At 65.0% G+C, this 25,781-nt stretch carries 22 protein-coding genes; 7 read left to right on the forward strand and 15 right to left on the reverse strand.

All coding sequences use genetic code 11. The annotated features are described in order from the left end of the window. Window positions 1-118 precede the first annotated feature (118 nt). From APH44_RS00990 to APH44_RS01010, 5 genes are read right to left on the reverse strand one after another with little or no spacing between them, the layout of a single operon-like run. Window positions 119-1,330 carry an acyl-CoA dehydrogenase family protein gene (locus tag APH44_RS00990; protein WP_054890819.1) on the reverse strand — a complete coding sequence of 404 codons (1,212 nt, stop codon included), beginning with the start codon at window positions 1,328-1,330 and terminating at the stop codon, window positions 119-121. A gap of 10 nt (window positions 1,331-1,340) precedes the next feature. Next, window positions 1,341-3,050 carry an ABC transporter ATP-binding protein gene (locus APH44_RS00995; RefSeq protein ID WP_054890820.1) on the reverse strand — a complete coding sequence of 570 codons (1,710 nt, stop codon included), beginning with the start codon at window positions 3,048-3,050 and terminating at the stop codon, window positions 1,341-1,343. Further along, window positions 3,047-3,910 carry an ABC transporter permease gene (locus APH44_RS01000; RefSeq protein WP_054890821.1) on the reverse strand — a complete coding sequence of 288 codons (864 nt, stop codon included), beginning with the start codon at window positions 3,908-3,910 and terminating at the stop codon, window positions 3,047-3,049. Before APH44_RS01000 ends, APH44_RS00995 begins: the two co-directional genes overlap by 4 nt. After that, a complete protein-coding gene (locus APH44_RS01005; RefSeq protein WP_054890892.1) occupies window positions 3,907-4,890 on the reverse strand; it encodes an ABC transporter permease in 984 nt (327 codons plus the stop codon). The genes APH44_RS01000 and APH44_RS01005 overlap by 4 nt, the downstream gene beginning before the upstream one ends. After that, window positions 4,887-6,500 carry an ABC transporter substrate-binding protein gene (locus APH44_RS01010; RefSeq protein ID WP_371105604.1) on the reverse strand — a complete coding sequence of 538 codons (1,614 nt, stop codon included), beginning with the start codon at window positions 6,498-6,500 and terminating at the stop codon, window positions 4,887-4,889. Before APH44_RS01010 ends, APH44_RS01005 begins: the two co-directional genes overlap by 4 nt. A 275-nt stretch (window positions 6,501-6,775) precedes the next feature. Between APH44_RS01010 and APH44_RS01015 the strand changes: the two genes are divergently transcribed. Further along, window positions 6,776-7,387, forward strand: coding sequence for a LysE family translocator (locus APH44_RS01015; protein WP_054890823.1), 612 nt, complete (start codon window positions 6,776-6,778; stop codon window positions 7,385-7,387). Window positions 7,388-7,436: 49 nt separating this feature from the next. On the opposite strand, the gene APH44_RS01020 is transcribed toward APH44_RS01015, so the two are convergent. From APH44_RS01020 to APH44_RS01035, 4 genes are all read right to left on the reverse strand, one after another. After that, on the reverse strand, window positions 7,437-9,662 hold the full coding sequence (locus APH44_RS01020; protein ID WP_054890824.1) for a TonB-dependent siderophore receptor: 2,226 nt from the start codon (window positions 9,660-9,662) through the stop codon (window positions 7,437-7,439). Between the two features lie 291 nt (window positions 9,663-9,953). Next, window positions 9,954-11,168: a YeeE/YedE family protein gene (locus APH44_RS01025; RefSeq protein WP_054890825.1), complete on the reverse strand. Its 1,215-nt coding sequence runs from the start codon at window positions 11,166-11,168 to the stop codon at window positions 9,954-9,956. A 103-nt stretch (window positions 11,169-11,271) separates the two neighbouring features. Continuing rightward, entirely contained in the window at window positions 11,272-11,418 is a 147-nt protein-coding gene (gene ykgO / locus APH44_RS01030) for a type B 50S ribosomal protein L36 (protein WP_054890826.1), read from the reverse strand. Window positions 11,419-11,506: 88 nt separating this feature from the next. Further along, window positions 11,507-12,259, reverse strand: a complete 753-nt coding sequence (locus APH44_RS01035; RefSeq protein WP_054890827.1) for a methyltransferase domain-containing protein — start codon at window positions 12,257-12,259, stop codon at window positions 11,507-11,509. A gap of 114 nt (window positions 12,260-12,373) precedes the next feature. On the opposite strand from APH44_RS01035, the gene APH44_RS01040 reads away from it, so the two are divergent. Next, entirely contained in the window at window positions 12,374-13,042 is a 669-nt protein-coding gene (locus tag APH44_RS01040; protein ID WP_054890828.1) for a bifunctional 2-polyprenyl-6-hydroxyphenol methylase/3-demethylubiquinol 3-O-methyltransferase UbiG, read from the forward strand. A 59-nt stretch (window positions 13,043-13,101) separates the two neighbouring features. Here the strand turns inward: APH44_RS01040 and APH44_RS01045 are convergent, their stop codons facing one another. Continuing rightward, window positions 13,102-14,001, reverse strand: coding sequence for a hypothetical protein (locus APH44_RS01045; protein WP_054890829.1), 900 nt, complete (start codon window positions 13,999-14,001; stop codon window positions 13,102-13,104). 151 nt (window positions 14,002-14,152) lie between these two features. Here APH44_RS01045 and APH44_RS01050 point away from each other — a divergent pair, with 151 nt between their 5' ends. The 4 genes from APH44_RS01050 (at window position 14,153) to APH44_RS01065 (ending at window position 16,286) form a co-directional block, all read left to right on the forward strand. After that, the gene (locus APH44_RS01050; protein WP_054890830.1) at window positions 14,153-14,854 is read left to right on the forward strand and encodes an AzlC family ABC transporter permease; all 702 of its coding nucleotides are present in this window, start codon (window positions 14,153-14,155) and stop codon (window positions 14,852-14,854) included. Further along, the gene (locus APH44_RS01055; protein ID WP_054890831.1) at window positions 14,851-15,165 is read left to right on the forward strand and encodes an AzlD domain-containing protein; all 315 of its coding nucleotides are present in this window, start codon (window positions 14,851-14,853) and stop codon (window positions 15,163-15,165) included. Before APH44_RS01050 ends, APH44_RS01055 begins: the two co-directional genes overlap by 4 nt. Further along, entirely contained in the window at window positions 15,162-15,995 is an 834-nt protein-coding gene (locus APH44_RS01060; RefSeq protein WP_054890832.1) for an AraC family transcriptional regulator, read from the forward strand. Before APH44_RS01055 ends, APH44_RS01060 begins: the two co-directional genes overlap by 4 nt. A 63-nt stretch (window positions 15,996-16,058) precedes the next feature. Continuing rightward, window positions 16,059-16,286, forward strand: a complete 228-nt coding sequence (locus APH44_RS01065; protein ID WP_054890833.1) for a hypothetical protein — start codon at window positions 16,059-16,061, stop codon at window positions 16,284-16,286. 51 nt (window positions 16,287-16,337) lie between these two features. On the opposite strand, the gene APH44_RS01070 is transcribed toward APH44_RS01065, so the two are convergent. The 5 genes from APH44_RS01070 to APH44_RS01090 all read right to left on the reverse strand — a co-directional run bounded on the left by APH44_RS01070 (window position 16,338) and on the right by APH44_RS01090 (window position 21,894). Further along, window positions 16,338-16,820 (reverse strand): copper chaperone PCu(A)C, encoded by a 483-nt coding sequence (locus APH44_RS01070; RefSeq protein ID WP_054890834.1) that lies wholly within the window; start codon window positions 16,818-16,820, stop codon window positions 16,338-16,340. Further along, entirely contained in the window at window positions 16,821-17,429 is a 609-nt protein-coding gene (locus APH44_RS01075) for an SCO family protein (RefSeq protein WP_054890835.1), read from the reverse strand. Window positions 17,430-17,726: 297 nt separating this feature from the next. Continuing rightward, window positions 17,727-18,311 carry a Fe-S biogenesis protein NfuA gene (gene nfuA, locus APH44_RS01080; RefSeq protein ID WP_054890836.1) on the reverse strand — a complete coding sequence of 195 codons (585 nt, stop codon included), beginning with the start codon at window positions 18,309-18,311 and terminating at the stop codon, window positions 17,727-17,729. A 58-nt stretch (window positions 18,312-18,369) separates the two neighbouring features. Next, on the reverse strand, window positions 18,370-19,404 hold the full coding sequence (locus tag APH44_RS01085; RefSeq protein ID WP_054890837.1) for an acyltransferase: 1,035 nt from the start codon (window positions 19,402-19,404) through the stop codon (window positions 18,370-18,372). Between the two features lie 189 nt (window positions 19,405-19,593). Then, complete coding sequence (locus APH44_RS01090; protein WP_054890838.1) at window positions 19,594-21,894, reverse strand: fatty acid cis/trans isomerase; 2,301 nt, start codon at window positions 21,892-21,894, stop codon at window positions 19,594-19,596. 173 nt (window positions 21,895-22,067) lie between these two features. Here APH44_RS01090 and metH point away from each other — a divergent pair, with 173 nt between their 5' ends. Next, on the forward strand, window positions 22,068-25,775 hold the full coding sequence (gene metH, locus APH44_RS01095) for a methionine synthase (protein WP_054890839.1): 3,708 nt from the start codon (window positions 22,068-22,070) through the stop codon (window positions 25,773-25,775). The last annotated feature ends 6 nt before the right edge of the window (window positions 25,776-25,781 follow it).

Here is a 25,781-nt window from a genome sequence, read left to right on the forward strand (position 1 = left end):
GCGTGCAGCTCCTTGGATCAGGACAGTTCGGAAAGGCTTCCCCGAGCATACCTGCAGTGGCGCGCAAGGAACATCATTGAATGTGCAAGCTGTGAGTGCAGGTTTGCATAGCGCCTCCTCAGAACAACCCCGACACCGGTGGGCGGGTGCCCTTGAGCTGCCAGGCCCCGACCACCGCCGCCTTCCACTGCCGTGGATTGTGGTTGGCTACGGTCCGGGCATTGCGCCAATGGCGGTCGAGATTGTGCGCGCGCCCGGTGGTCGAGGCGCCGCCGACGTCGAACAGCGTCTCGGCCGCTTTGAGCGCAAGCTCTGCGACCAGGTACTGCGCCTGCGCCACCTCGAGGGCAGCCTGCTCCACCGCTGCCTCGTCCAACTGCGCCGCCCAGGCCCGGTCGATCGTGGCGGCCGCCTTCAGCACCAGCGCCTCGGCGCCGTAGGCGCGCGCTGCGATATCGCCCACGCTCAGTTCCACATACGGGTCGTCCACCGAACGACTGGCCGTGCTGTGCTTGATCGGCCGGGCATGCTCGCGAGCGAAGCGGGTGGCATCGTCCAGCGCATTGCGGGCGATCCCGGCCAGCACGGTGCCCAGGAACAGTTGCAGGAACGGCGTCACCAGCGTACGCCGGCCCTCCTCCACGGTACGCGTGCGCAGTTCGCTCTCCTCCACCCGCACATTGCGCAGGTGCGTGGTGCCGCTGGCGGTCAGGCGCTGGCCCATGGCATCGAAATCATCGACCAGCTCCAGGCCGTCGCGATCACGCGGGAGGATGAACGACACCGGTTGCTCGTCCTCATCCAGCGCTACGGCGCTGACATAGTCGGCGAACAGCGCACCGGTGCTATAGAACTTGCTGCCATTGGCGCGATAGTGGTCACCCTCGCGGACCAGCCGTGCAGCGATGGCACCATTGGCGCCGCCCAGTTCCCAGCCGGCATTGCCGATCACCGCGCCTTGCAGGTAGCGCGCGAACCAGCGCTCGCGCTCCTGTTCGGCATCCTCTGCGCTCGACACCAGCAGGCCCTCGACAAAGGCGAAACCTGGGCGCAGGGCCTGGGCAACGTTGGAATCGGCCGAGGCGATCTTCAGCAGCAGCTCGATGACATCGCTCACCGTCCCACCGGGCCCACCATAACGGGTCGGAATACGCACGGTGTAGAGCCCGGCCGCAGCCAGTTGGGCGATGGCCTCGAACGGCAGTTGGCGCTCGCGCTCGCGTTCGGCCGCACCGGCGGCGATGTGTGGCAGCAGCGCATCGATGCGTGCCTTCAAGGCCTCGACGCTGGCAGCGGGAGCCTGGGAAGGGAAACGTTGGAAGGTGGTCATGGGGCAATCCTTAAATGGCGATTTTCCAGAGGCGTGATTCATCGAACAGGTCGAAAGCTTCGTGTTCCAGGTCCAGTGGCGGCACCACCAGCTCGGCGCCGCTGCCCGGCAAGCGCGGCACCGAGCCGAGCAGACGGCGGGTGTATTCGTGGGCAGGCTGCTCGAACAACTGTTCGACCGGCGCGTGCTCGACCACCTGGCCATGGCGCATCACCAGCACGTCATCGCTGACATGGCGTATCACGCCCAGGTCGTGGGAGATGAACAGATAGGCCAGGCCCAAGGTGTCCTGCAGGTCGGCCAGCAGGTCGAGTACCTGGGCCTGTACCGACACGTCCAGCGCCGACACCGGCTCGTCGCAGATGATCAGCTTCGGCTCGCTGGCGATGGCGCGGGCGATCGCCACACGCTGGCGCTGGCCGCCGGAGAGCTGCAACGGGCGGCGGCTGGCCAGGCTGGCCGGCAGGCGCACCTGTTCGAGCAGCACATGAATGCGCGCCGGGCGCGCCGCAGCCTCGAAGCCCGCCACCTGCAAGGCGTCATCGAGGATCTGTGCCACGGTCCAGCGCGGGTCGAACGAACCCAGCGGATCCTGGTAGATCACACTGATCTGCTGGCGCAGCGGGCGGCGGCTGGCTTCGCTGACGGTATTGCCCGGGCGGTTCCATGGCTGGCCGCGATACAGCACCTCGCCCTGGTCCGGTTGCAGCAGTCCGAGGGCGATGCGCGCAACCGTGGTCTTGCCCGAACCGGACTCACCGACGATGCCCAGGGTCTGCCCGGCGCGCAGGGTGAAGTCCACGCCCTGGACCACCTGACGCACCACGCCGTCAGGGCCGGTGTAGCGCTTACCCAGGCCGTGGGCCTGCAGCAGCACCTCGCCAGGCACGACGCTACGCGCTACTCGCTCGCCCGAACGCTCCGGCGACAGGCGGCTGCCACGCGGATGCTCCGCCGGCACCGCGGCCAACAGCGCCTGGGTATAGGGGTGCCGAGGCAGGCGCAGCACCTGCTGCATCGGCCCCTGCTCGACCACCTCGCCATGGCGCAGCACCACCACCTCGTCGGCCAGTTGCGCGACCACCGCCAGGTCATGACTGATGATCAGCAACGATGCACCCCGCGCCTTGATCTGCTGGAACACTTCAAGAATCTGCGCCTGGACCGTGGCATCGAGCGCAGTGGTGGGTTCATCGGCGATCACCAGCGCCGGATCCAGTGCCAGCGCACTGGCGATCAGCGCCCGTTGGCGCAGCCCTCCAGAAAGCTGGCCTGGCCGCTGCCGCGCACGCAACGCCACGTCCGGCACCCCGACCCGTTCGAGCAGCGTCAGTACGCGCGCAGCGCGCTGCGCCCGATCTCCATAGCCATGGGTCTGCAACACCTCGAGGATTTCCTTGCCCACGGGCCGCAGCGGGTCGAGCGACACCAGCGCATCCTGCAGCACGAAGCCGATATCCTTGCCACGCACCGCACGCCACTGACGCTCGCTCAGGGCCAGCAGGTCGCGACCGGCAAAGCCCAAGGTGCGCGCGGTCACCTCGCCACGCGCCCCCACCAACCCCACCAGGCTGCGGGCGCTGACGCTCTTGCCCGAGCCAGACTCCCCCACCAGGGCCACACAGCGACCCGGCGCCAGGGTGAAGGACAGTTCGCGCACCACGCTGCGGCCTTCGAACGTCACGTTCAGGCCCTCGACGATCAAGGTCTTGTCGCTCATGGCAGGCGGCCCTCCAGGCGGTGTTGAAGGTAGCGGCCGGCCGCGGTGGTCGCCAACGTGGTGAGCACGATGAACAGGCCGGGGAAAAAGGTCAGCCACCAGGCGCTGGCGATGAAATCGCGGCCCATCGACAGCATGGTGCCCCACTCAGGCGCAGGTGGTCGGGCACCAAGCCCCAGGAAACTCAGGGCAGATGCCCAGACAATGGCTTGACCGACGCCCATGGTCAGGGTCACCACCAACGGCCGCATGGCATTGGGCAATAACTGACGCAGGACAATGCGTGCGGTCGGGTGCCCCAGCGCCCGCGCCGCTTCGATATAGCCCGAATTGCGCACCGCCAGCACCTGGCCGCGAACCATCCGCGCGTAGCCAGGTGCCCCACCCAGACCAGTGGCGATGATCAGTGGGCCGACACCGCTGCCGAACACCGCCACGAACAGCAGCGCCAGCACCAGGCTGGGAAAGGCGAACAGCACCTCCAGCAGCCAGCCCACGCCACGGTCCACCCGCGCCCCGCCCAACCCGCCGAGCAGCCCGAGGCTAACGGCGATGGCCATCGACAGCAAGGTGGCCGCCACGCCGATCAGCAGGCTCTGACGCGCGCCGTGGACGATACGCGCGAAGATGTCGCGCCCCGACTGGTCGGTGCCCAGCCAGTGCGTCCAGCTCGGTGCCTGGAACGCCTCACGAGGCACGATCGCCAACGGGTCGATGCGAGTGAACAGCCCCGGCGCCAGCGCCGCCAGCAACAGCGCGAACAGGAACAGGATCGCCAGGCTCGCCCCCAGAGGCGGCCACTGCAAACGACGTTGTCGACGCAGCGGCGCCTGGCTGTGTTCCAGAATAAGGTCGCTCATGCGCTCGCCTCCTGTTGGCGTGGGTCGATCCATTGATAGAGCAGGTCCACGAGAATGTTGGCCAGCACGTAGGCAGCGGCCACCACCAGGGTGATGCCGATCACCAGCGGCAAATCCTGCAGTTGCACCGCCTGGTACAACTGACGGCCCACGCCCTTGCGCGAGAAGATCACTTCGCACACCACCGCCCCGCTGATCAGTGCACCGATGGCCCAGCCCGACAGCGACACGCCCGGCAGCAGGGCGTGGCGCAGGGCATGCCGGAAGCGCACCGCCAGGTCGCTCAGGCCACGGCTGCGGGCGCTGAGAATGAAGGGCTGATCGAGGGTCAGCTCGAGTGATTCACGGGTCACCTGGGCGATGAACCCTGCCAACGGAATGGCGAGGGAGAATGCCGGCAGCACGAGGCTTGCGAGGCTGTCGCTGCCCGCCGGCGGGAACCAGCGCAAGCCGAAGGCGAATACCGCCAGCAGCACCACCCCCAGCCAGAAGTGCGGCAAGGCGGCGCAGAGGGTTTCGGCCAGCGAGGCGAGTCCGCCGATGAGCCGGCCACGGCCAGCCGTGACCACCGTCAACAGCAGCACCAGCAACCAGGCCAGCACCAGTGCGGCGAACGTCAGCTCGAGGGTTGCCCCGGCCTGTTCCGCCAGCACGCGGGTCACAGGCTGGTGCTGGGAATAGGACTGGCCCAGGTCGCCCTGCACCAGACGCCCGAGATACAGCGCGTATTGCACCGGCAACGGTTTATCCAGGCCGTATTCGCGCCGGGTTGCCTCGATGGCCTCCGGCGTCGGGTTGCCGGTGGTGCCACCGAGAATCGCCAGCACCGGGTCACCCGGCATCAGACGCAGGGCGAAGAACGTCAGGGTCGCCACCGCCCACAGCACCAGCAGGCCGCCGCCCAGGCGAATAGCGGCGCGGCGTCCGAGCGCACGCAGGCGCTCGCGGCGGGGATCGGTCAGGGTCGTCGCTTCACTCATTTGCTCACCCATGCGTCATAGAGGTAGGTCACCGCCAGCGAGGGCTCCAGGCGCACACCGTGGGCAGTCTTGTAGAGGCCCAGCCGGGTGCTCTGCGGGTAAGTGGTCAATTGCAGGTACTGGCTGGCGGCCTGTTGCTGAGCCTTGAAGTACAGCGCCCGACGGCGCTCCGGGTCCTGGGTGGCGAGGGCGTCGTCGAGCAGCGCGTCGAAGCCCGGATCGGCGAAGCCCGAGGAGTTCTGGTGGTAGCCGCCGACGCCTGCAGGCTGGACGAACGCCGAGCCAAAGATGATGCGCAGCACATCCGGGGTGTTGGTATTCCAGTAGCCGGTGCGGATGTCGTAGTCCCAGGCGGCCTGACGCGCGGTGACCTGGGCGTCGCTCATCTGGTCGATCACCAGCTCCAGGCCGGCCTGACGGGTGGTGGCCTGCACCTGCTCCCAGAGGGTCAGCTCCGAAGGCGGTGTACGCGCGCCGATCAGCACCACCGCGCTCAGGCGCTTGCCATTGCGTGTGCGGTAACCCTGCGCATCACGCCCGGTCCAGCCTGCGTCATCGAGCAATCGGGCGGCGCGCTGCGGATCGTAGTCCTGGCTGCGCTCGAACTCGCCGCTGTAGAACGGCGTGGCCACGCTGAGCGGGCCGCCGGCTCGCGGAAACTCGCCGAAGTACACACTCTTGAGCGCACCTTCGATATCGGCGCTGCGCACGAAAGCTTCGCGCACACGGATATCATCGAAGGGCGCCCGGCGCAGGTTGAACGTGCCGTTGGTGGGGTTGCCGGGACGCTGGGCAATGATCAGCTCGACATCCGGATTGCGGCGCGCCGCCTCGTGCGACTCGGGCGGTACGCTCTCGATGACGTCCACCTCACCGGCCTGCAGCGAGGCGAAACGCACCGAAGGTTCCTGGATGAACTTCCACACGATGCGCTCTAGATAGGCCGGGCCCTGGTGCCTGGCGGTCGGCGGCGGCCAGTTGTAGTCGGCATTGCGCACCAGCTCGACCTGGTTCTGCCGGTCCCAGCGCAGCACCTTGAACGGCCCGCTGCCCACCGGGCTTTCGCAGTTCTCGTCACGGCTGCGCTTGAGCGCGGTGGGTGACTGGATACCGAGAAAGCCTTGGGCGAGCACTTCGAGGAAGGCGGCGTAAGGCGTGGCCAGGTGCACCACGGCGGTGTATTCGTCGACGATGTCGGTGCCGCGATACTGGCGGATATAGCCGCCTGCGGTGCTGGACTGGGTCTTGGGGTCGGCCATGTGGTCGAGATTGGCCTTGACCGCCTGGGCATTGAACGGCGTGCCGTCGGTGAAATGCACGTCGTGGCGCAGGTGGAAGGTGTAGCTCAGGCCATCGGCGGACGCCTCCCAGCGCTCGGCCAGCCAAGGGCCGATACGGCCGTCGCTGTCCATCGACACCAGCGAATCCAGATACTTCTGGGCCACGAACACTTGCGGCATGTCACCCGCCACATGCGGGTCCAGGCAGGTGGGCTCGCGGTCGGTGGCATAGACCAGGGTTCCGCCGCGCACCGGCTGGTCGCTATGGGTCGTGACCTGCTCGGCACGCTCGCAGCCGACCAGCGTCAGCACGGCACAGAGCGGGATCAAGGGGAAGTAGAGTCGGTTCAAGGGCGCTCCTGCGGATGACTGGGCATGCAGGGGCTTTTGCAGGAGTTGTGCCGGGTTTCAACCCCCTGATTTTGCTGGGATTTGCCAAATACGCGGTGATCGATGGCGGGCAAAGTGTGCGCAGGGTGTTGGCAAGCCAACAGTTGAACTGTCAGATCATACCCATGCATAAAGACAAGCGGCCCTATACTCCGCACTCACAGGGCCGCTTCCGCGCAGCGGACCCGCCGCCCCTTCTCCTACAAGGCGTTCTCATGGCACTCGACACCTGGTTCATCTACCTGCTGGCAAGCATCGGCCTGTCACTGACCCCGGGACCGAACAGTTTGCTGGCCCTCACTCATGGCGCCCGCTACGGCGCGCGGCGAACGCTGTTCACCATCCTCGGCGGCATGTGTGGTTTCAGCGCCCTGATCGCCCTGGCGATGTTCGGACTGAGCGCACTGCTGCAGACGTCGGGTTCCGTGCTGCAAGTGCTCAAGTGGGTCGGCGGCGCCTATCTGCTGTGGCTCGGCATCCAGCTCTGGCGTGCCCCACCCCTGCACCTGGACCTGGCCCAGGGCCAGACCCGGCTGGGAAATGCCGGCTTGTTCCGCCAGGGTTTGCTGTCGGCGCTGTCCAACCCGAAAGTGCTGCTGTTCTATGGCGCCTTTTTGCCACAGTTCATCGACCCGCAACGCGGCCTGGCCCTGCAGTTCATCGTGATGGCGGCGACGTTCGCCTGCGTGGAATGCCTGGTCGAATACCTGCTGGCACGCCTGGCCGGTCGCATCAGGCCGTGGTTGGCCAAGGGCGGCAAGGGTTTCAACCGCTGCTGCGGCGCGCTGTTCGCGATGATCGCAGTGGCGTTGCCGCTGGGGCGCTGAGCCTGGCCTGCGAGCGCGTGCGTGCGCATCGCAGGCCAGGCGCAAGACGCTACAACGACCAGTCCAGGCTGACCATCAGGGTGCGCGGTTCGCCGTTATAGACGCCGTTGTAGAACCCCAGGTTGTTGTAGTAGTGCTCGTCGAACAGGTTCTTCACGTTCACCGAGGCCGACAGGTGTTCGTCGACCTGGTAGCGGGCCATCAGCCCGACCACCGAGAACGCCCGCTGGCTCATGCGGTCCCTGACGGTGATGATGCCACCCGATCCATTGCGCCCCACCGGGCGGTTGCCGACACCGAAGGTGTGGCTCTGCCAGTCGAGGGTGCCGCCCACGGTCAGTTTTGGCAGCACCTTGTAGGTGCTGGAGAAACGCACCAGATTCATCGGTCGGGCCGTGTCCTTGCGCGTCTTGTCGCCGCGCAGCGCGTGGGTGTAGCTGTAGCCCAGGCTCATCTGCCAGTCCGCCATCACCTCGCCTGCCAACTCGGCCTCGAAGCCCTCGACCACCGCCCCCTTGCCACCGGACTTGTAGTACTGCTCGCCGTTGGGGCCTGGCGGCACCGAGTCGTCGACCTCCGCAACGTTGTCCTGCTTGCTGCGGTACACCGCGGCGCTGAGGTTGGCCCGATCCTCGAACAGGCTGCCCTTCAGGCCCAGCTCGTAGACCTTGCCCACGACCGGGTCCAGGTACTTGTCGCTGATGTCCTTGTTGGTCTGCGGGTTGAAGATGTCGGTGTAGCTGACATAGGCGGTGAACTGCTCGTTGAGGTCGTAAAGCACACCGGCATAGGGCGTCCACTGGTCGTTCTGGGTCTGCTCGCTGCGGGAGATGTCGGTGACCGCCAGGTTGTCATCGTATGTCCAGGACTTGCTGGTGGTCTTCCAGCTGCCGTAGCGGCTGCCGAGGACCAGGTGCAGGCGATCGGTAGGGTTGAGCCGGGTAGCGATGTAGCCGGCCTTCTGCTCGATGCGCGAGCGCGATTCATCCAGGCCAGTCTTGCGATCGTAGAACTTGGGAATCCCGCCCATGTATTTCCAGTCGGGGATGATCGCGTAGCCCTGCGGATCGTTGCGGCCGGTGTAGTACGGCGAGCTGTCGCGTCGCTCGGAGACCCCGTAGCCGATCATGAAGTCGTGGGTACGGCCCAGCAGCTGGTAGGGGCCGGCAAGGTTGAAGTCCACGGCATCCATCTGCTCCTCTCCGGAGAAATGACTGCTCCAGGCTTTCATGCCACTGCGGTCGGCCTCGGGGAAGCCATTGCCGCCGTAGTAGACCTTGCCGTCGCTGTCGCTCTGGCGGTGGGTGTAGGCCGCCTTGAGCAGCCAATCATTGCCCAGTTGCTGATCGAGGGTGGCGAACACCGTCTGGTCCTTCAGCGGCCAGGACGACCAGGGGGCCGCCAGGTTGGTCGAGCGCGGCAGGTTGGCCTTGCTGCCATCGGCGTTCCAGTAGGGCACGGTGCCCCAGCTGGAGCCCTGGACATGCTTGTTCTGGTAGTCGTAGCCGACCGCCAGCACCGTGCTGTCGGTAAGGTCGGCCTCGAGAATGCCGTAGGCCACCTCACGTTGGGTCTGGTAGTGGTCCATGTACGACTTGTTGTCGCGATAGGCCAGCACCGTGCGCCCACGCAAGCGCCCGTCCCAGCCCAACGGGCCGCCAACGTCCAGGTAGCTGTAGTAGTTGTCGAAACTGCCGGCACTGATGCCGGTCTTCACCGCCAGCTCATGGGTCGGGCGTTTGCGCACCATGGCGATGGTGCCGGAGGGATCACCCGCGCCGGTGGTCAGGCCGGTGGCGCCACGCACCACCTCGATACGGTCGTAGATGATGGTGTCGGAGTCGGACTTGAGCCCCGAGAAGGTGTTGAGCATTCCATCGATCTGGAAGTTGTTGATCGAGTAGCCGCGCGCATAGTACGTCGGTCGCTCGGAGTCGTTGCGCTGGACGGTCACGCCAGTGACGTGGCTCAGCGCTTCGGACAGGGTGTCGAGCTGGAAGTCGTCCAGCTGCTGGCGGGTCAGCACCGAGACCGATTGTGGGGTTTCCTTGATCGACAGGTTCAGGCGCGTGGCGGCGCTCATGCTGCCGGTGGTGTAGGAGCCGGTGTGCTCGGTGGTGCTGCCCAGGCCCTGGGCGAGGATTTCGGTGGAGCCGAGCTCCAGTACGCCTTCCTCGGAACGCTTTTCGCGCTCTTCGGCCAACCCTGCCGGGCTGATGACGGTGGCGCACAAACCCAGGGTGAGGGTCATGCTACGGCTGATGGGCGCGAACATCGCTGCCTTTCTCCTTGTTCGATTCGATGAAAGTCCTGGATACCGGTTGACCGGCATTCATATGATAACGAATCTCGTATGAGAATCATTATCGAATTGTCATCACAACGAAAACAGAGGATCAGCTTGTAAGGTTCAGAGCCGCGGCAAGATCGGAATAATCAGCGAAATAATCTCATGTATATCAATAGCATAAGAAACATACATGAGGTCATTTATAGAAAAACCTCATGTAGTTTCTCAACATTTGGCAGGCACCTATCGCTTACGCTGCAGTGCCCTGAACGCGCCTCAGCAACCGGTCAGAGTCGCTGCGCGTCGCTCGCCAGCGAAGAACAGCGGCCGCAGTCGCACACCGATCAGGTTGCCGGCATAAGCCGCCACCAACCACAACCAGCCATGCACGCTGCCCGAGGCGATGCCGCTGAAATAGGCGCCGATGTTGCAGCCATAGGCCAGGCGCGAACCGTACCCCAGCAGCAGGCCACCGATCACCGCGGCGACCAGCGAACGCGCCGGGATCTTCAGGCTCGGCGCGAAGCGTCCAGCCAGGCCGGCAGCGAGCAAGGCACCCAACACGATCCCCAGGTCCATCACCGTGGTGATGTCCTGCCACAGCGGTGCTGCCAAGGCCTTGGCATTGGCCGGCGCCTGCCAGAACACCCAGCTGCCCACATCCACGCCCAACCCGCTCAAGGTCTTGGCCCCCCACAGGGCGAAGGCCGAGGTGATGCCCCAGGGACGTCCGGCCAGCGCCAGGGTGGCGTAGTTCAGCAGCGCCAGCGCAATTGCGCCCCACACCAGCGGCCAAGGCCCGCGCAGGAAACGGCGCAGGCCTTGGTGCTCGCTGCCCACGGGAGCTTCCAGTGCGCCATGGCGACGCTTCTCCAGCAGCACGGTGACCCAGGCGATCACCCCGAACAGTGCGAGGCTGGCCACCAGCGCAGGCCCCATGCCCCAGGCCTGGACGATCGAGGTGGCCGGGAACGAGGGCAAGGCGAACCACCAGTCGGCATGGTGGGTCGCGGTGACCGAGCCGATGATGAAGAACAGCAGCGTCACCAGCATCCGCGCATTGCCGCCACCGACAGTGAACAGCGTGCCCGAGGCACAACCACCGCCCAGTTGCATGCCGATACCGAAGATGAACGCACCGAATACCACCGACACCCCGGCAGGGGCCACAAGACCGGTGACCGGGTTGCCGAACAAGCTGCCCGCCGACAGCGCCGGGAAGAACAGCAGGACCGCCAGCGCCAGCATGACCATCTGCGCGCGCAAGCCTGCGCCACGGCGTTCATTGATGAACACCCGCCAGGCCGAGGTAAAGCCAAAAGCGGCATGGTAGAGGGTAAGGCCCAGCGCCGCGCCGACCAGCAGCAACAGCACCTGCTTGAAACCGGCATTGAGGTTGAGGAACCAGGCGCCTGCCAGCAGCAGGGCCAGGGCAATCAGCGGCGCGCCAAGGCGACGCGGCTCAGGTGTGACGGTAGCGGAAAAACCCATTGAAATACTCGGATTAACAGTCGAACGGGCGGCGAGTATACCGCCGCACATTCGCGGATGGGAGCAACCGTCTTGCTCACATCCTTGAAAGCAGACTTGCCGCTCAACCGCGCTTCTTCTTCACGCCACCCTGGCGCGCCTTGAAGCGCGGGTTCGACTTGCAGATGACATACAGGCGGCCGCGGCGCTTGACCACCTGGCAGTCGCGGTGGCGCAGCTTGGCGTGCTTGAGGGATGACAAGACTTGCATGGTGATTCTCCGACAGGGCGTTTAATAACGTAATAACATTACATTAACGAGAATCATTAGCGATTGGCAAGCCCCCTCTCCTACTGCGTCAACGCTTGTTCGCCCAGACCCCGAAGGCCATGTCACCGATATAGATCCCCTGCGACTGCATGCGCTCGGCATCCAGCCGTGCCTGTAGCGTTTCGATCCCCACCTGACGCGCCGTGGCGATGCCGTGCTCGAGGATTCGTGGCAGGCACGCACGTATGATCGCTGCCAGCCCGTAGGGACTGTCCGGGGTCTGCAACAGGCATTCGGCGCGCAGGCTCTGCACCTGCAGTCCGGCTTCGGTGAAGATGCGATGCAGGTTGAAGCCGATATGCAGGTCCGCCCCTTCGTGGGCGAGCATGCGCTGCAGCCACTGCTGGGCACGGCGATGCAGCGGAAAAGGCGCCAGGCTTGCCGGGGTCAGGGTGCTGTCGTGTTCCTGGAACACCAGCACGCCACCAGGCAGCAACAGCCTGGACAACCTGCGCACAGCCAGGACGGCGTCTGGCTGGTACATCAGCACCCGCCGACCGACGATGGCATCGAACAGCCCCAGGGCTTCAGGCAAGCGATGCAGGTCACAGGCGACGAACTCGACCGGGGCATGGCCTGAAACAGGCGAACGCTGGCGCGCCAGCTCAAGCGCGGCCAGAGACTGGTCGACCCCGACCACCGCCCCGTCACGCCCGACCAACTCGGCGAGCAGCACGCTAACATCGCCCGTTCCACAGCCGACATCCAGCACCCGCATGCCAGGGCCGATGCCCGCGTCAATCAGCAACCGGGTGGTGAAATCCGTCGTCGAAAGTGCCATGCGCTGCTCCTTGTCCAGGGAGGCCAGTGTGGGGGCGGCATGGGCCGATGCACAAGTATCGCGGCAGGGTTGCACTAGAATGCTGTTCACCGCCCACGCTACGCAGGCCAATCAATGCCCAATCCCACCACCCGGTTACTGGACAGCTGGCAGCACAATGCCAAGGCCTGGATCGAGGCCGTGCGCAGCGGCAGCATCGCCTCGCGCCGCCAGGTCACCGACCAGGCGATCTTGCTGGCGATCCTCGGCCGCCAGCCGGAGCGTGTGCTCGACCTCGGCTGTGGCGAGGGCTGGCTGCTGCGCGCCCTGGAGAGCCGGGGAATCGAGGCGGTGGGTGTAGACGGCGACAGGACCTTGGTCGAGTCGGCCAAGGCTGCAGGCTCGGCGCAGGTGCACCTGGCCAGCTACGCGCAACTGATTGGCGCCGAGGTGGAGATCGGTCGGGACTATTCGCTGATCTGTGCCAACTTCGCCCTGCTGCATCAGGACATCATCCCGCTGCTCGGCGCCTTGGCGCCAAGGCTGGCACACGACGGCGCACTATTGATCCAGACCCTGCACCCGTGGAGTGCTGCCGCGGGCAACTACCAGGATGGCTGGCGGGTCGAGTCCTTTGCAGGCTTCGAGGGCAACTGGGCGCCCATGCCCTGGTATTTCCGCACGCTGTCCAGCTGGCTTGCCGCACTGGACATGGCAGGCTTCAACCTGTGCACGCTACAGGAGCCGCAACACCCCCAAAGCCCGGTGCCGCAGTCGCTGCTGCTGATCGCGCAACCCAAGTGAAACGCTTGCCGGCCCTGGGAGGGCTTGCCGCAACGCATTGCCCGCCCAACGGGCCAGGGCTATTGGCCGTCGAGGCTGGCCACATGCGCATCCAGTTCCTGCTCGGGCGGCGACAGGTGCAGAACGCGATCGCGGCCGCCTTCGGCGAGCAGGTAGCCACCCTTGCCATCGGGCACGATCGACTGCGGTGCCTTGAGGAAGGACAACACGGTATGCCGCTTGCCATCGACATCGATGCGCAGCAGGCGCGCGCGATGCGTGGAGTCTTCGCTGATCCACAGCCCGCGCTGGTCGCAGAACAGGAAGGTGGGATTGCGCAGCCCCTCGGCCACCACCGGGTCTTCACCCCCTTCGTTCAGCGCGCGGATCTTGCCGGCAGCCTTTTCGGTATAGAGCAACTGGCCACCGCTGCAGCGGGTCAGGCCTTCGGTTTCAGTCAGCGCCGAGCGCAGCACTTCCACCTGGCCGCTCTGCCAGTCGTAGCGCATCAGGCGGCCATCGCCCTTGCGATCCTCGATGGCGTAGAGGTGATCGCCATCGTTCCATAAGCCCTGCACGCTTTCGCCGTTGAACAAGGCGGTGATACGGCCATCGCGAGACACGCTGACCGGGGCCAGTCCGCCCTCCTGGCTGAACACCCAGCCGCCCTCGACCGCGACCATGCCGTCAGGCTTGGACAGGCCATCGACCACCACCACCCGCTCGCCCTGTGGGGTGATCTTGAGAATGCTGCCCAGCCCATCGTCCAGCTCGCGGCTGACCAACAGGCTGCCATCGGCCAGCGGCAGCAGCGAGGCGGCCTTGGCCACGTCACGGTGCAGCACCTGCACGTGCCAGCCATCGGAGGCCTGCACCGGATAGAACGTCTGCCAGGCGAAGAAGCCCAGGGCGCAGGCCACCACGCCTACCGTCGCCGTCAAGGTCAGCCTGACACCACGCTTGCGCAACACTTGAATCATCGATCGCTCCTTCTTGTGGCGGCGATCCTAGCAAGGGGATGTGAAAAAAATGTCGTGAAGCGCATCGCACCCGCAAACCAGCAAGATCGTTCAAGCCAGGCAGCTTTTTCCTCTGGCATGCTGGACATCCCTGCCCCTGTCCGTAGCCGCCATGTCCAGCAGTCCGTCCCTCGCCCGCCATGCTTTCACCCAAGGCACCGTCGCCATCCTGCCGTTATCGCTCGCCGTTGCGCCCTGGGGGCTGCTGGCCGGCTCCATGGCCATCGAAGCCAACCTCAGCGCCTGGGAAGGCCAAGGGCTGTCGGCGATCGTTTTTGCTGGAGCTGCGCAACTGGTGGCGATCGGCATGCTCAAGAGCGGCGCTGGGCTGCTGTCGATCCTGCTCACCACCCTGTTGCTGACGTCGCAGCACCTACTCTATGGGCTGTCGATGCGCCCTGTGGTGTCCGGCCTGCCGACCCGCTGGCGACTGGGGCTGGGCTTTCTGCTCACCGACGAACTTTTCGCCCTGACCAGCCACCACGACCAGCAACAGTTCAACCGTTGGTACGCATTGGGCGTGGGCCTGACCTTCTATGTGGCCTGGAACCTGTTCACACTGGCCGGCATCATCCTCGGCCAGAACATCCCGCACCTGGACCAGCTCGGCCTGGACTTCTCGATCGTCGCCACCTTCGTCGCGTTGATCACCCCGCTGGTACGCAGCGTGCCGACCCTGGTGTGCGTGGCGGTGTCGCTGTTCTGCTCGGTGCTGTTCAGCCATTGGCACTGGGAAACGGCGCTGGTGGCCGCCGGCCTGCTGGGCATGGCCACGGGTTTTGTCTGTCAGAAATTCGCCGGGAGCCGCGCATGATCTGGCTGCTGATCGTCGCCATGGGTGTGGTGGTGTTCCTCAATCGCTACGTCTTTCTCGAGCCGCGCCTGCCCCTGCGCCTGGGCTCCAACGTGCGCCAGTTCCTCGGTTTCGCCGTGCCGGGAATGCTCACGGCAATCTGCGGGCCGATCATCTTCCTGCCCGAGCATCAGCTGAACCTCGATCCGCTCAATCCGTACCTGCTCGGCTCGCTGGTGGCCATCGCCCTGGTGCTGTTGACCCGCAGCGTATTGCTGAGCATGCTGGCGAGCATGCTGATCTTCTTTGTCCTGCGCAGCTGGCTGACATGAGCACGCCCCTGCGCGAACAGATCCACCTGTGGCAGGCACCCGCCCTCGGCGATGTCGAGATGCTGCACGCCCGCTACGTACAGCAGCGCTTTGCGCCGCATGTACACGAAGGCTATGTGTTCACCGTGATCGAGTCCGGCGCCCAGTGTTTCTGGCACCGGGGCAGTGATCACCTGGCACCGGTCGGCAGCGTGGTATTGATCAACCCCGACGAATTGCACACCGGCGCCAAGGCCCACGAGGCGGGCTGGCGCTACCGTGCGTTCTATCCGGAACACGAACGTGTCACCGGGGTGCTGGACGAGTTGGAACTGGGCCGCCAAGGCCTGCCGCACTTCAGGCAGAGCGTGGTGCAGGACCCGATCCTGGCGGCGGCCTTCAGCCGCGTGCATCGCCTGTCGGAGGCCGGCGCGAGCGCGCTGGAGCAGCAAACCGCCTGGCGCGAGGCGGTCCTGGCGCTGGTACAACGTCATGGCCACTGCAGCGAACCTGCTGCCCCCGGCCACGAACCGCTGGCGGTGGCACGGGCCCGCGAACTGCTGGAGAGCCAACTGGCCGACCCGCCTTCGCTGGAGGCACTGGCCGCGGCGGTCAACCTGTCACCCTTCCACTTTGCCCGGGTGTTTCGCCAGGCCACCGGGCTGCCGCCCCATGCCTGGCTCAAGCAGCGTCGCCTGGCCCGCGCCCGGGAGTTCCTGCGCCGTGGCCTCCCGGCTTCGGAAGTGGCCTTTGCACTGGGCTTCGCCGACCAGAGCCACCTCAGCCGGCAGTTCAAGCAGGCCTTCGGCGTGACGCCAGGCGTCTACCGCCTCGCCTGCCTGAACCACTGACCCGTCGCCCGGCAAGACCGCCAGCCGCTGCTACACTGAGAAGGCTGAACGGAGGATCCTGCCATGTCAGAACGAGAGCTCACCACCCTCATCACGCTGATGAACCAGCGCCAGGCCTGCCTGAGCAGCGCCTGCAAGGAAATCGCCGACTGGATCGACCGGCAGGGCGATGTGCCCTCGGCCGGCAAGATCCGCGCGAGCCTCAAGGCCCTGGAGGCCGACGAAGCCCAGGTTCGCAAAACCCTGACTTCGCTGACCATCGACCGGCCGCTGCCGCGATTCCGTAGCTGAACGACAGCAGGCAGAAAGAACAAGGGCCGCTTGCGCGGCCCTTGTGGGTACTCAGTGCTTCATGTGCATGTGGTCGTGCCCGGCGTCCATCTCGGCGGTCAGCGGCTTGACCGGCGCCTGCACCTCAATTGTCTGCTTCTGGCCCTTGGCATCTTCGATGGTCAAGGTCAGTGGCACCTGCTGCCCCTCCTTCACCTGCTCGTTCAGGCCCATCAACATCACGTGCAAACCATTGGGATCGAGGGTCACCGGCTTGCCGGCCGGCAGCTCCACGCTCTTCACTTCACGCATGCCCATCACATCGCCATTCATGGTCATCTCGTGCACCTGCACGGTCTTGGCCACCGGCGAAGCCACGTTCACCAGCTTGCTGTCGGTGCTGGCGGTCAGGGTCATGAAGGCGCCGGTGGACTGCTGGTGCGGCACGCTGGCGCGCACCCAGGCGTCGCTTACGGTGGTGTCGGCCAGGGCCGGCAGGGCCAGGCCCAGCAGGGCGAGAGCGGCCAGGCCGCGCTTGATCGGTTGCATCGACATTCAGCAGATCTCCATCAGGGTGCGCAGGTCTTCGGCGCATTCCTGGGCATTCAGGGAATGGCCCAGACTCAGGCGCAGGGTGCCACGCGTATCGTAGACGTAGCTGGTGGACGAGTGGGAAATGGTATAGGTGTCGCCGGCAGGGACCTTTTCGTAGAACACCTTGAACTCCCTGGCCACCTCGTCGATTTCTTCCGGGGTGCCGGTCAGGGCGACGAACGAAGGATCGAAGGCCTTGACGTAGGCGTCGAGCACTTCAGGGGTGTCACGCTCCGGGTCCAGGGTGATGAACACCACCTGGAACAGGTCACGGTCACGGCCCTTGAGCAGTTTGCGGATCTGCGCGGCGCGTGCCAGCGTGGTCGGGCAGACCGCCGGGCACTGGGTGAAACCGAAGAAGATCATCGGCATCGAGCCGTAGAAGCTCGACAGGGTACGCTCGTTACCCTGCGGATCCTTGAGCTTGAACTTGCGTCCAAGGATCTCGTTGCTCATGTTCTTGCCGTACTTGAAGTCCAGGCCCCGGGCCGGGTTGCAACCCGCCAGCAGGCCAAGCCCCAGTACGCCCATCCCGGCGACGACCGCGCGCCGGGTCAGTAGATCAGTCATGGAACCATCCTTTACAGGGAAGGTGCCGGCCCTCGAGCAGGGCCGGTCGAAAAACCGGGGCATTCTGGCATGACACCCCGAGACCAGCTACCCGACACCCGGAAGATCGGCCTGCAGCCCTTGATTTACGGGCTGCGGCCTGTTGTCGCAGGGCTTGAAACAGTAACACTTTGTTGCTAGAGATCAGTGCAAATGGCGTTGAAACGGTCGCGGGGCAAGCCGCTCCGGCACAGAACTATCTGTGGGAGCGGGCTTGCCCCGCGATCACCGGTTCAACCGGCGCCAACCCTGCATCAATCAGTAGTAGGCGTTCTCTTTTTGCGTGTGGTCGGTCACGTCACGCACACCCTTGAGCTCCGGGATGCGCTCGAGCAGCGTACGCTCGATGCCGTCCTTGAGGGTGACGTCCGCCTGACCGCAACCCTGGCAACCGCCACCGAACTGCAGCACGGCGATGCCATCGTCGACCACATCGACCAGGCTCACCTGGCCGCCGTGGCTGGCAAGACCGGGGTTGATCTCGGTCTGCAGGTAGTAGTTGATGCGCTCGTTGATCGGGCTGTCTTCGTTGACCATCGGCACCTTGGCGTTCGGCGCTTTGATGGTCAGCTGGCCGCCCATGCGGTCGGTGGCGTAGTCGACCAGTGCGTCTTCGAGAAACGGCTCGCTGACGGCGTCGATGTAGGCAGTAAAGCTCTTCAGACCCACGGCGGTGTCGTCAGGCTTTTCTTCGCCCGGCTTGCAGTAGGCGATACAGGTCTCGGCGTACTGGGTGCCCGGCTGGGTGATGAAAACGCGGATGCCGATCCCGGGCGTGTTCTGCTTCGAGAGCAGATCGGCCAGATAATCATGGGCGGCGTCGGTAATGATTATAGCGCTCATGGAAGTTCCTCACAGACTTGCCGCCCAGTGTACGCCAAGCCAGGCCTCGAACAAAGTCCTAGTAATTGACTCGGGATAGTGCAGGCGCCACCTGCCGTGTCCCGCGCGCCCCGAACCAGGCCTTGAGGCGCCGATACAGGCCGCGCTCCAGCCACTGGTAGCTGAACCACGACATTAGTCCGATTGACGGTACGCAGAAGGCGAACACCAGGTACGGATTGAGCCGCAACCGCTGGCTGATGAACCAGCCGCCCCACAGCACCAGCACGTGGGTGAGATACACCGAATACGAACAGTCCCCCAGCGCCTTGAGCACCCGATTGCCGCGAAAGTACGGCTCCAGCGCGATGAAGGCCAGCACCACCATCGCACTCGGCAGGCCCCAGTGCAGCAGGCGCTGCGAGGCGTCGAGCTGGTACAGCGCAAACCCAGCCGCCGCCAGCACCGCCAGCGGCAGCCAAAGCCCCTCGCGGATCAGCCCGCGCCGGTACAGCACACCCAGGCCGATGCCCAGCAGGAACTCGTAAATGATGTCGTTGTTGTAGAAGCGGCTGAGCACACCCAGGCGCCCCAGTACCTCACTGACCAGCAGCAGCGCCGCGGTGACCAGCACCAGGTGATGACGCTGGCGTACCAGGAACGCCAGGCCGAACAACAGGTAGAAGAACATCTCGAAGTTCAGCGTCCAACCCACATTGAGGGTGGGGTACAGCCCATAGCCACCCGGGTTTTCCGCTGGCACGAACAACAGCGACAGCACCAGGTGCTGCCACTCGAACACCTGATGCGGCATCCAGCGGCTGGCCACCAGCAACAGCAGCGCCATGAGCAAGGTGTAGAACCAGTACGCCGGGACGATGCGCAAGGCGCGGTTGAGCAGGAATTCGCGCGGGGCGATCTCCTTGTCGCGGGTCGAGAGGTAGATCACCAGGCCGCTGATGACGAAGAAGATGTCGACCCCCACCGCACCGCGCTCGGCGAGCAGGCGGCCGACGGGGCCTTTGGCATTGAAATCGAAGAAGATCTGCATGAAGTGGTGGCAGACCACCACCCAGGCGGCGAACGCCCGAAGCGCTTGAAGCGAATACAGCATGGGTTGTCCTGCGGTTCTTGGTGCATTCAGGCCCACAGGCGAGCACTGCTCGCGCCAATCACGGAACCCGCCTGCTCCCGCCTGTGGGAGCGAGCTTGTCACGCGATGGGCTGCAACGCATCGCCGGGGCCACCCACAGGTCCGACCGCAGAAAGCCGGGAAAGGTCGGACGCCTTTCCCGGCAATCGATCAGAGGTTCTCGTAGCGGTTCATGTCCAGCACACCCGCCTCCACCGGCTCGGTCTCCTTGATGTAGGTGTTCAGGTCGTGGAAGTACCGCCAGAACTGCGGGTGGCTGCGGCGCACGCCCCAACGCTCGACGATACGCTCGAACTTGCCCTGGTCGTCACGCGCAGCCTCCATGTCCTCGACGAACTCCGGTACGTCACTGGCCGGAATGTTGAAGATGAAGTTCGGGTAGCTGCTGAGCACGCCCGGATACAGGGTCAGGGTGTCCAGCCCCGGCTGGTAGCGATAGGCCTCGCCCAGCAGGAAGGCGACGTTGCTGTGCGCGCGGTTGCGCAACAGGCTGTAGACCTGACGCTGACCGCCCTGCCCTTCGATGCGCAGCATGGTCGCCTCGGGCAGTTGGCCGATCACCTTGAGCCCGGCCGCCGGGCGCGACACCAGGCGGCTCAGGCTTTGCTCCACATCACGAAACTCTTCGTTCATCTGTGGTCGCGAGCAGTAGGCACCGGTGCAGCGGTTGATCGGATCGGGTGCTGCGTTCAGGCTGCCGGTGCGTTGCAGCAGCTTGAGGCCGAAGTCGCGTGTGGCATTGTGCTCGTTCAGTTGCAGAGCGCTTGGGGTATCGGTGTCGATGTCGGTGTAGTCGAGCCACATCTTCACCTTGCCGCTGTTCTGGTACCAGTCGCTGAGGATCGCGCCGCGCTTGTTGGCCGGCATCAGGCGCAGGAAGTTGACCTCGGCGCCGTTGCGGATCAGGTCGAAGTACAGGCGCGTCTGCAACTGGTGCGAGACATTCCCGTACACGTCGAAGTTGACCGCCAATTGATAGTAGGTGCGCTCCAGCAGCGGGTAGTCGAACAGCCAGATGGTCAACGGCACGTCACCGATCAGCCCCTTGCTCACCGAGGCGCTGTCGAAGTGGCGGAAGATGCTGAGCAAGGCGTTGTCGTTGCCTGCCCACAGCGTCGACCAGCTCGGCGCTGGCATTTCGGCGTAGGCCTCGCGGCGCAGGGTCTCGTAGTCGTTGCGCTTGTCGCGGTAGGCACGCCACAGGCTCAGCACGCTGCCGACATCGTCGATCTGCCCCGGCATGGCCAGCAACGGCGTGGCCTGGCCGCGGTAGGCGGCATCGGTGACGTAGCGGTCATGGGCCGGCTCCTGGAACAGCGCCCAGAAGTTGTCGCGAATCACGTCAGTGGCGATCTGCCCGCGGCACACCGGGCCACGGATGAAGGTGCGCACGAAATACTCGGCGTTGTCGAGCATGAACTGGTAGCGCGCCACCGCCGGGATCGCCTCGAAGGTCTCGAACGGATTGGCCCGGCGCTGCGGGCCATAGCCCGGCAGCGAGGTGGCGCGCCAGTCGCCGCTGTAGAACAGCTGCTTGACCCGCTTGAGCTTCTGCGGCCCCATCGGGTAGGTGATGTGCGTCTTGTGCACGATCACGCCCTGCACCGGGATCAACCGGTAGTAGAAGTCATTGCCCGGCGGGTCGTTGGGACGGCGCGTGGCGATCACGTCGACCGGCTGGCCACTGGGCGTGCGCGAGCGGACCCACTGGAAGAAGTGCCCCTGCTCGCCGCCGACGAAATAGATGTGCGCCAGGAACAAATGCTCGTACAGCCAGCGCCCGACCAGCGCCTCGGTGGAGCCCGGACGGTTGAGCAACGCCTCCCAATCGGCGATCTGCTTCGCTTCGCTGGGGCTTGCCTGGATCGGTTGGTACTCGACCGGTGCACCGGCCGCCAGCCAACGCTGCAGGGTCGAATATTCCTGGTCGGTCAGCCCGGTAACCGCCAGCGGCATGCCCTCTTTCGGGTGCGCACCGGCATAGGCGTCGAACTCGTGCGGCAGCGGGCACATGTTGTTGCGGTTCAGGCCCAGGACGATCTCCTCGGGCAGCTTGGCGTTAGGCGTGAGCGGCGTCTTGTGGCCCAGTTCGAGCATGCGCGCCATCAGCGCGGCCTGGCTGCCCTGATTGTCGAGCACCGAGTAGAAGCCTTTCTTGCGCCAGCCCTCTTCATTCTGCGCGTCATAGAACAATCGCGTGGTGGCGACCGCCTGGCTGCGCTCGCCCTGGTACACCGGCACCTTGGAGGCGCCGCGCTCGGCACCTTCTGCGCTGCCCAGGTTGAGCTGGCAGGCGGCGTCGTTGCAGGCGTGGCAGGCCACGCACTTCTGGGTGAAGATCGGCTGGATGTCACGGGTATAAGAGATGGCCGAGCTCGATTGAGGGGCCTGCGCCAATGCTGCGCCGCTGACGAGCAGGGCGAAGATGGCAACGATAAAACGATGCACCATGTGCCGAATGTCCTGGTTCTTGATAGCTGTCACGATTTGCCTTTCTGTCCCTGGGACTGAGCTTTGGCACCACCAACATGAATCAAATTCATGAGACCGGGCGATGCGCCTAAAATCCGTGCAGCTTTGTTATTATTCCGCACTTCCGTTATTTGTCCGACCAGGTAGTTCTCATGTCCGACCGCAGCGCTCGTCTCCAAGCACTCCAGCATGCCCTCAAGGAGCGCATCCTGATTCTCGACGGCGGCATGGGTACTATGATCCAGAGCTACCGCCTCGAGGAAGACGACTATCGTGGCACGCGCTTCGCCGATTGGCCAAGCGATGTTAAGGGGAACAACGACCTGCTGCTGCTCACCCAGCCCGATGTCATCGCCGCCATCGAGAAGGCCTACCTGGACGCCGGCGCCGATATTCTCGAGACCAACACCTTCAACGCCACGCAGATTTCCCAGGCCGACTACGGCATGGAAGCACTGGTGTACGAGCTCAACGTCGAGGGCGCGCGCATCGCACGCCAGGTAGCCGACGCCAAGACGCTCGAAACCCCCGACCGCCCGCGCTTCGTCGCCGGCGTGCTCGGCCCGACCAGCCGCACCTGCTCCATTTCCCCGGACGTCAACGACCCCGGCTATCGCAACGTCACCTTCGACGAGCTGGTGGAAAACTACATCGAGGCTACTCGCGGTCTGATCGAAGGCGGCGCCGACCTGATCCTGATCGAGACCATCTTCGACACCCTCAACGCCAAGGCGGCGATCTTCGCCGTGCAGCAGGTGTTCGAGGATGACGGCATCGAACTGCCGATCATGATCTCCGGCACCATCACCGACGCCTCCGGCCGCACCCTGTCGGGCCAGACCACCGAAGCCTTCTGGAACTCGGTGCGCCATGCCAACCCGATCTCGGTCGGCCTGAACTGCGCCCTGGGTGCCAAGGACCTGCGTCCGTACCTGGAAGAACTGTCGACCAAGGCCGGTACCCACGTGTCTGCGCACCCCAACGCCGGCCTGCCCAACGCCTTCGGCGAATACGACGAAACCCCGGCGGAAATGGCCGCGGTGGTCGAGGAGTTCGCTGCCAGCGGTTTCCTCAACATCATCGGCGGTTGCTGCGGTACTACCCCGCCGCATATCAAGGCCATCGCCGAGGCCGTGGCCAAGTACCCGCCGCGCGCCATTCCGGACATTCCCAAGGCTTGCCGCCTGTCGGGCCTGGAACCGTTCACCATCGATCGCCAGTCGCTGTTCGTCAACGTCGGCGAGCGCACCAACATCACAGGTTCCGCCAAGTTCGCCCGGCTGATCCGCGAGGAAAACTACACCGAAGCCCTGGAGGTCGCCCTGCAGCAGGTCGAGGCCGGCGCACAGGTGATCGACATCAACATGGACGAAGGGATGCTCGACTCCCAGGCCGCCATGGTCCGCTTCCTCAACCTGATCGCGGGCGAGCCGGACATCTCGCGCGTACCGATCATGATCGACTCCTCCAAGTGGGAGGTGATCGAAGCGGGCCTGAAGTGCATCCAGGGCAAGGGCATCGTCAACTCGATCTCCATGAAGGAAGGCGTCGAGCAGTTCAAGCACCACGCCCGCCTGTGCAAGCGCTACGGCGCCGCCGTGGTGGTGATGGCCTTCGACGAGGTCGGCCAGGCCGACACCGCGGCACGCAAACGCGAGATCTGCCAGCGCAGCTACGACATCCTGGTCAACGAAGTGGGCTTCCCGCCCGAAGACATCATCTTCGACCCGAACATCTTCGCTGTCGCCACCGGCATCGAGGAACACAACAACTACGCCGTCGACTTCATCGAGGCGTGCGCCTACATCCGTGACCACCTGCCCTACGCGCTGTCCAGCGGCGGCGTGTCCAACGTGTCGTTCTCGTTCCGTGGCAACAACCCGGTCCGCGAGGCGATCCACTCGGTGTTCCTCTACCACGCCATCCAGAACGGCCTGACCATGGGTATCGTCAACGCCGGCCAGCTGGAGATCTACGACGAGATCCCGCCGGCACTGCGCGAGAAGGTCGAGGACGTGGTGCTCAACCGCACCCCCGAAGGCACCGACGCCCTGCTGGCCATCGCCGACGACTACAAGGGTGGCGGCGCGGCGAAGGAAGTGGAAAACGAAGAGTGGCGCTCGATGCCCGTGGACAAGCGCCTGGAACACGCGCTGGTCAAGGGCATCACCGCCTACATCGTCGAAGACACCGAGGAGTGCCGCCAGCAAGCGTCGCGCCCCATCGAAGTCATCGAAGGTCCGCTGATGAGCGGCATGAACGTGGTCGGCGACCTGTTCGGCGCGGGCAAGATGTTCCTGCCGCAAGTGGTCAAGTCCGCGCGGGTGATGAAGCAGGCAGTGGCCCACCTGATCCCGTTCATCGAGGCCGAAAAAGGCGACAAGCCCGAAGCCAAGGGCAAGATCCTCATGGCCACGGTCAAGGGCGACGTGCACGACATCGGCAAGAACATCGTCGGCGTGGTGCTGGGCTGCAACGGCTACGACATCGTCGACATGGGCGTGATGGTCCCGGCCGAGAAGATCCTGCAGACCGCCCGCGAGCAGAATTGCGACATCATCGGCCTGTCCGGCCTGATCACCCCGTCGCTGGACGAGATGGTCCACGTCGCCCGCGAGATGCAGCGCCAGGACTTCCACCTGCCCTTGATGATCGGCGGCGCCACCACCTCCAAGGCGCACACCGCGGTGAAGATCGAACCCAAGTACGCCAACGACGCGGTGGTCTACGTCACCGACGCCTCGCGCGCCGTGGGCGTGGCCACGCAATTGCTGTCCAAGGAGCTCAAGCCTGGCTTCGTCGAGAAGACCCGCCAGGAGTACGTGGAAGTGCGCGAGCGCACCGCCAACCGCAGCGCCCGCACCGAGCGTCTGAGCTATGCGCAGGCGATCGCCGCCAAGCCGCAGTACGACTGGGCCAACTACCAGGCAGCGGTGCCCTCCTTCACCGGCGTCAAGGTGCTGGAGGACATCGACCTGCGCGAACTGGCCAAGTACATCGACTGGACGCCGTTCTTCATCTCCTGGGACCTGGCGGGCAAGTTCCCGCGCATCCTCACCGACGAGGTGGTCGGCGAAGCGGCTACCGCGCTGTACCAGGATGCCTGCGACATGCTCGAAAAGCTGATCAGTGAAAAACTCATCAGCGCCCGCGCGGTGTTCGGTTTCTGGCCGGCCAACCAGGTCGCGCATGACGACATCGAAGTCTATGGCGACGACGGCAAGCCGCTGGCCACCCTGCACCACCTGCGCCAGCAGACCATCAAGCCCGACGGCAAGCCGAACTGGTCGCTGGCCGACTTCGTCGCACCGAAGGACAGTGGCATCAGCGACTATGTGGGCGGGTTCATCACCACCGCCGGCATCGGTGCCGAGGAAGTGGCCAAGGCCTACCAGGACAAGGGCGACGACTACAGCTCGATCATGGTCAAGGCGCTGGCCGACCGCCTGGCCGAGGCCTGCGCCGAATGGCTGCACGAGCGGGTGCGCAAAGACTACTGGGGTTATGCCAAGGACGAGCAACTGGACAACGATGCGCTGATCAAGGAGCAGTACAGCGGCATCCGCCCTGCCCCGGGCTATCCGGCGTGCCCGGATCACACCGAGAAAGAGACCCTGTTCCGCCTGCTCGATGGCACGGCCATCGGCGAAACCGGCCCCAGCGGCGTGTTCCTCACCGAGCACTTCGCGATGTTCCCGGCGGCGGCGGTCAGCGGCTGGTACTTCGCCCATCCGCAGGCGCAGTACTTTGCCGTCGGCAAGGTGGAGAAGGACCAGATCGACAGCTACAGCGCCCGCAAAGGCCAAGATGTCAGCGTGAGCGAGCGCTGGCTGGCGCCGAATCTGGGGTACGAAGGCTAAGCGGGC

This window comes from Pseudomonas sp. NBRC 111143 (assembly GCF_001320965.1).
GTDB lineage: Bacteria > Pseudomonadota > Gammaproteobacteria > Pseudomonadales > Pseudomonadaceae > Aquipseudomonas > Aquipseudomonas machongensis.

Excerpts from the sequence above, each read along its gene's own strand:
- APH44_RS00990 (WP_054890819.1), bottom strand. The coding sequence starts at position 1,330 with ATGACCACCTTCCAACGTTTCCCTTCCCAGGCTCCCGCTGCCAGCGTC.
- APH44_RS00995 (WP_054890820.1), bottom strand. The coding sequence starts at position 3,050 with ATGAGCGACAAGACCTTGATCGTCGAGGGCCTGAACGTGACGTTCGAA.
- APH44_RS01000 (WP_054890821.1), bottom strand. The coding sequence starts at position 3,910 with ATGAGCGACCTTATTCTGGAACACAGCCAGGCGCCGCTGCGTCGACAA.
- APH44_RS01005 (WP_054890892.1), bottom strand. The coding sequence starts at position 4,890 with ATGAGTGAAGCGACGACCCTGACCGATCCCCGCCGCGAGCGCCTGCGT.
- APH44_RS01015 (WP_054890823.1), top strand. The coding sequence starts at position 6,776 with ATGGCACTCGACACCTGGTTCATCTACCTGCTGGCAAGCATCGGCCTG.
- APH44_RS01020 (WP_054890824.1), bottom strand. The coding sequence starts at position 9,662 with ATGTTCGCGCCCATCAGCCGTAGCATGACCCTCACCCTGGGTTTGTGC.
- APH44_RS01025 (WP_054890825.1), bottom strand. The coding sequence starts at position 11,168 with ATGGGTTTTTCCGCTACCGTCACACCTGAGCCGCGTCGCCTTGGCGCG.
- ykgO (WP_054890826.1), bottom strand. The coding sequence starts at position 11,418 with ATGCAAGTCTTGTCATCCCTCAAGCACGCCAAGCTGCGCCACCGCGAC.
- APH44_RS01035 (WP_054890827.1), bottom strand. The coding sequence starts at position 12,259 with ATGGCACTTTCGACGACGGATTTCACCACCCGGTTGCTGATTGACGCG.
- APH44_RS01040 (WP_054890828.1), top strand. The coding sequence starts at position 12,374 with ATGCCCAATCCCACCACCCGGTTACTGGACAGCTGGCAGCACAATGCC.
- APH44_RS01045 (WP_054890829.1), bottom strand. The coding sequence starts at position 14,001 with ATGATTCAAGTGTTGCGCAAGCGTGGTGTCAGGCTGACCTTGACGGCG.
- APH44_RS01050 (WP_054890830.1), top strand. The coding sequence starts at position 14,153 with ATGTCCAGCAGTCCGTCCCTCGCCCGCCATGCTTTCACCCAAGGCACC.
- APH44_RS01055 (WP_054890831.1), top strand. The coding sequence starts at position 14,851 with ATGATCTGGCTGCTGATCGTCGCCATGGGTGTGGTGGTGTTCCTCAAT.
- APH44_RS01060 (WP_054890832.1), top strand. The coding sequence starts at position 15,162 with ATGAGCACGCCCCTGCGCGAACAGATCCACCTGTGGCAGGCACCCGCC.
- APH44_RS01065 (WP_054890833.1), top strand. The coding sequence starts at position 16,059 with ATGTCAGAACGAGAGCTCACCACCCTCATCACGCTGATGAACCAGCGC.
- APH44_RS01070 (WP_054890834.1), bottom strand. The coding sequence starts at position 16,820 with ATGTCGATGCAACCGATCAAGCGCGGCCTGGCCGCTCTCGCCCTGCTG.
- APH44_RS01075 (WP_054890835.1), bottom strand. The coding sequence starts at position 17,429 with ATGACTGATCTACTGACCCGGCGCGCGGTCGTCGCCGGGATGGGCGTA.
- nfuA (WP_054890836.1), bottom strand. The coding sequence starts at position 18,311 with ATGAGCGCTATAATCATTACCGACGCCGCCCATGATTATCTGGCCGAT.
- APH44_RS01085 (WP_054890837.1), bottom strand. The coding sequence starts at position 19,404 with ATGCTGTATTCGCTTCAAGCGCTTCGGGCGTTCGCCGCCTGGGTGGTG.
- APH44_RS01090 (WP_054890838.1), bottom strand. The coding sequence starts at position 21,894 with ATGGTGCATCGTTTTATCGTTGCCATCTTCGCCCTGCTCGTCAGCGGC.
- metH (WP_054890839.1), top strand. The coding sequence starts at position 22,068 with ATGTCCGACCGCAGCGCTCGTCTCCAAGCACTCCAGCATGCCCTCAAG.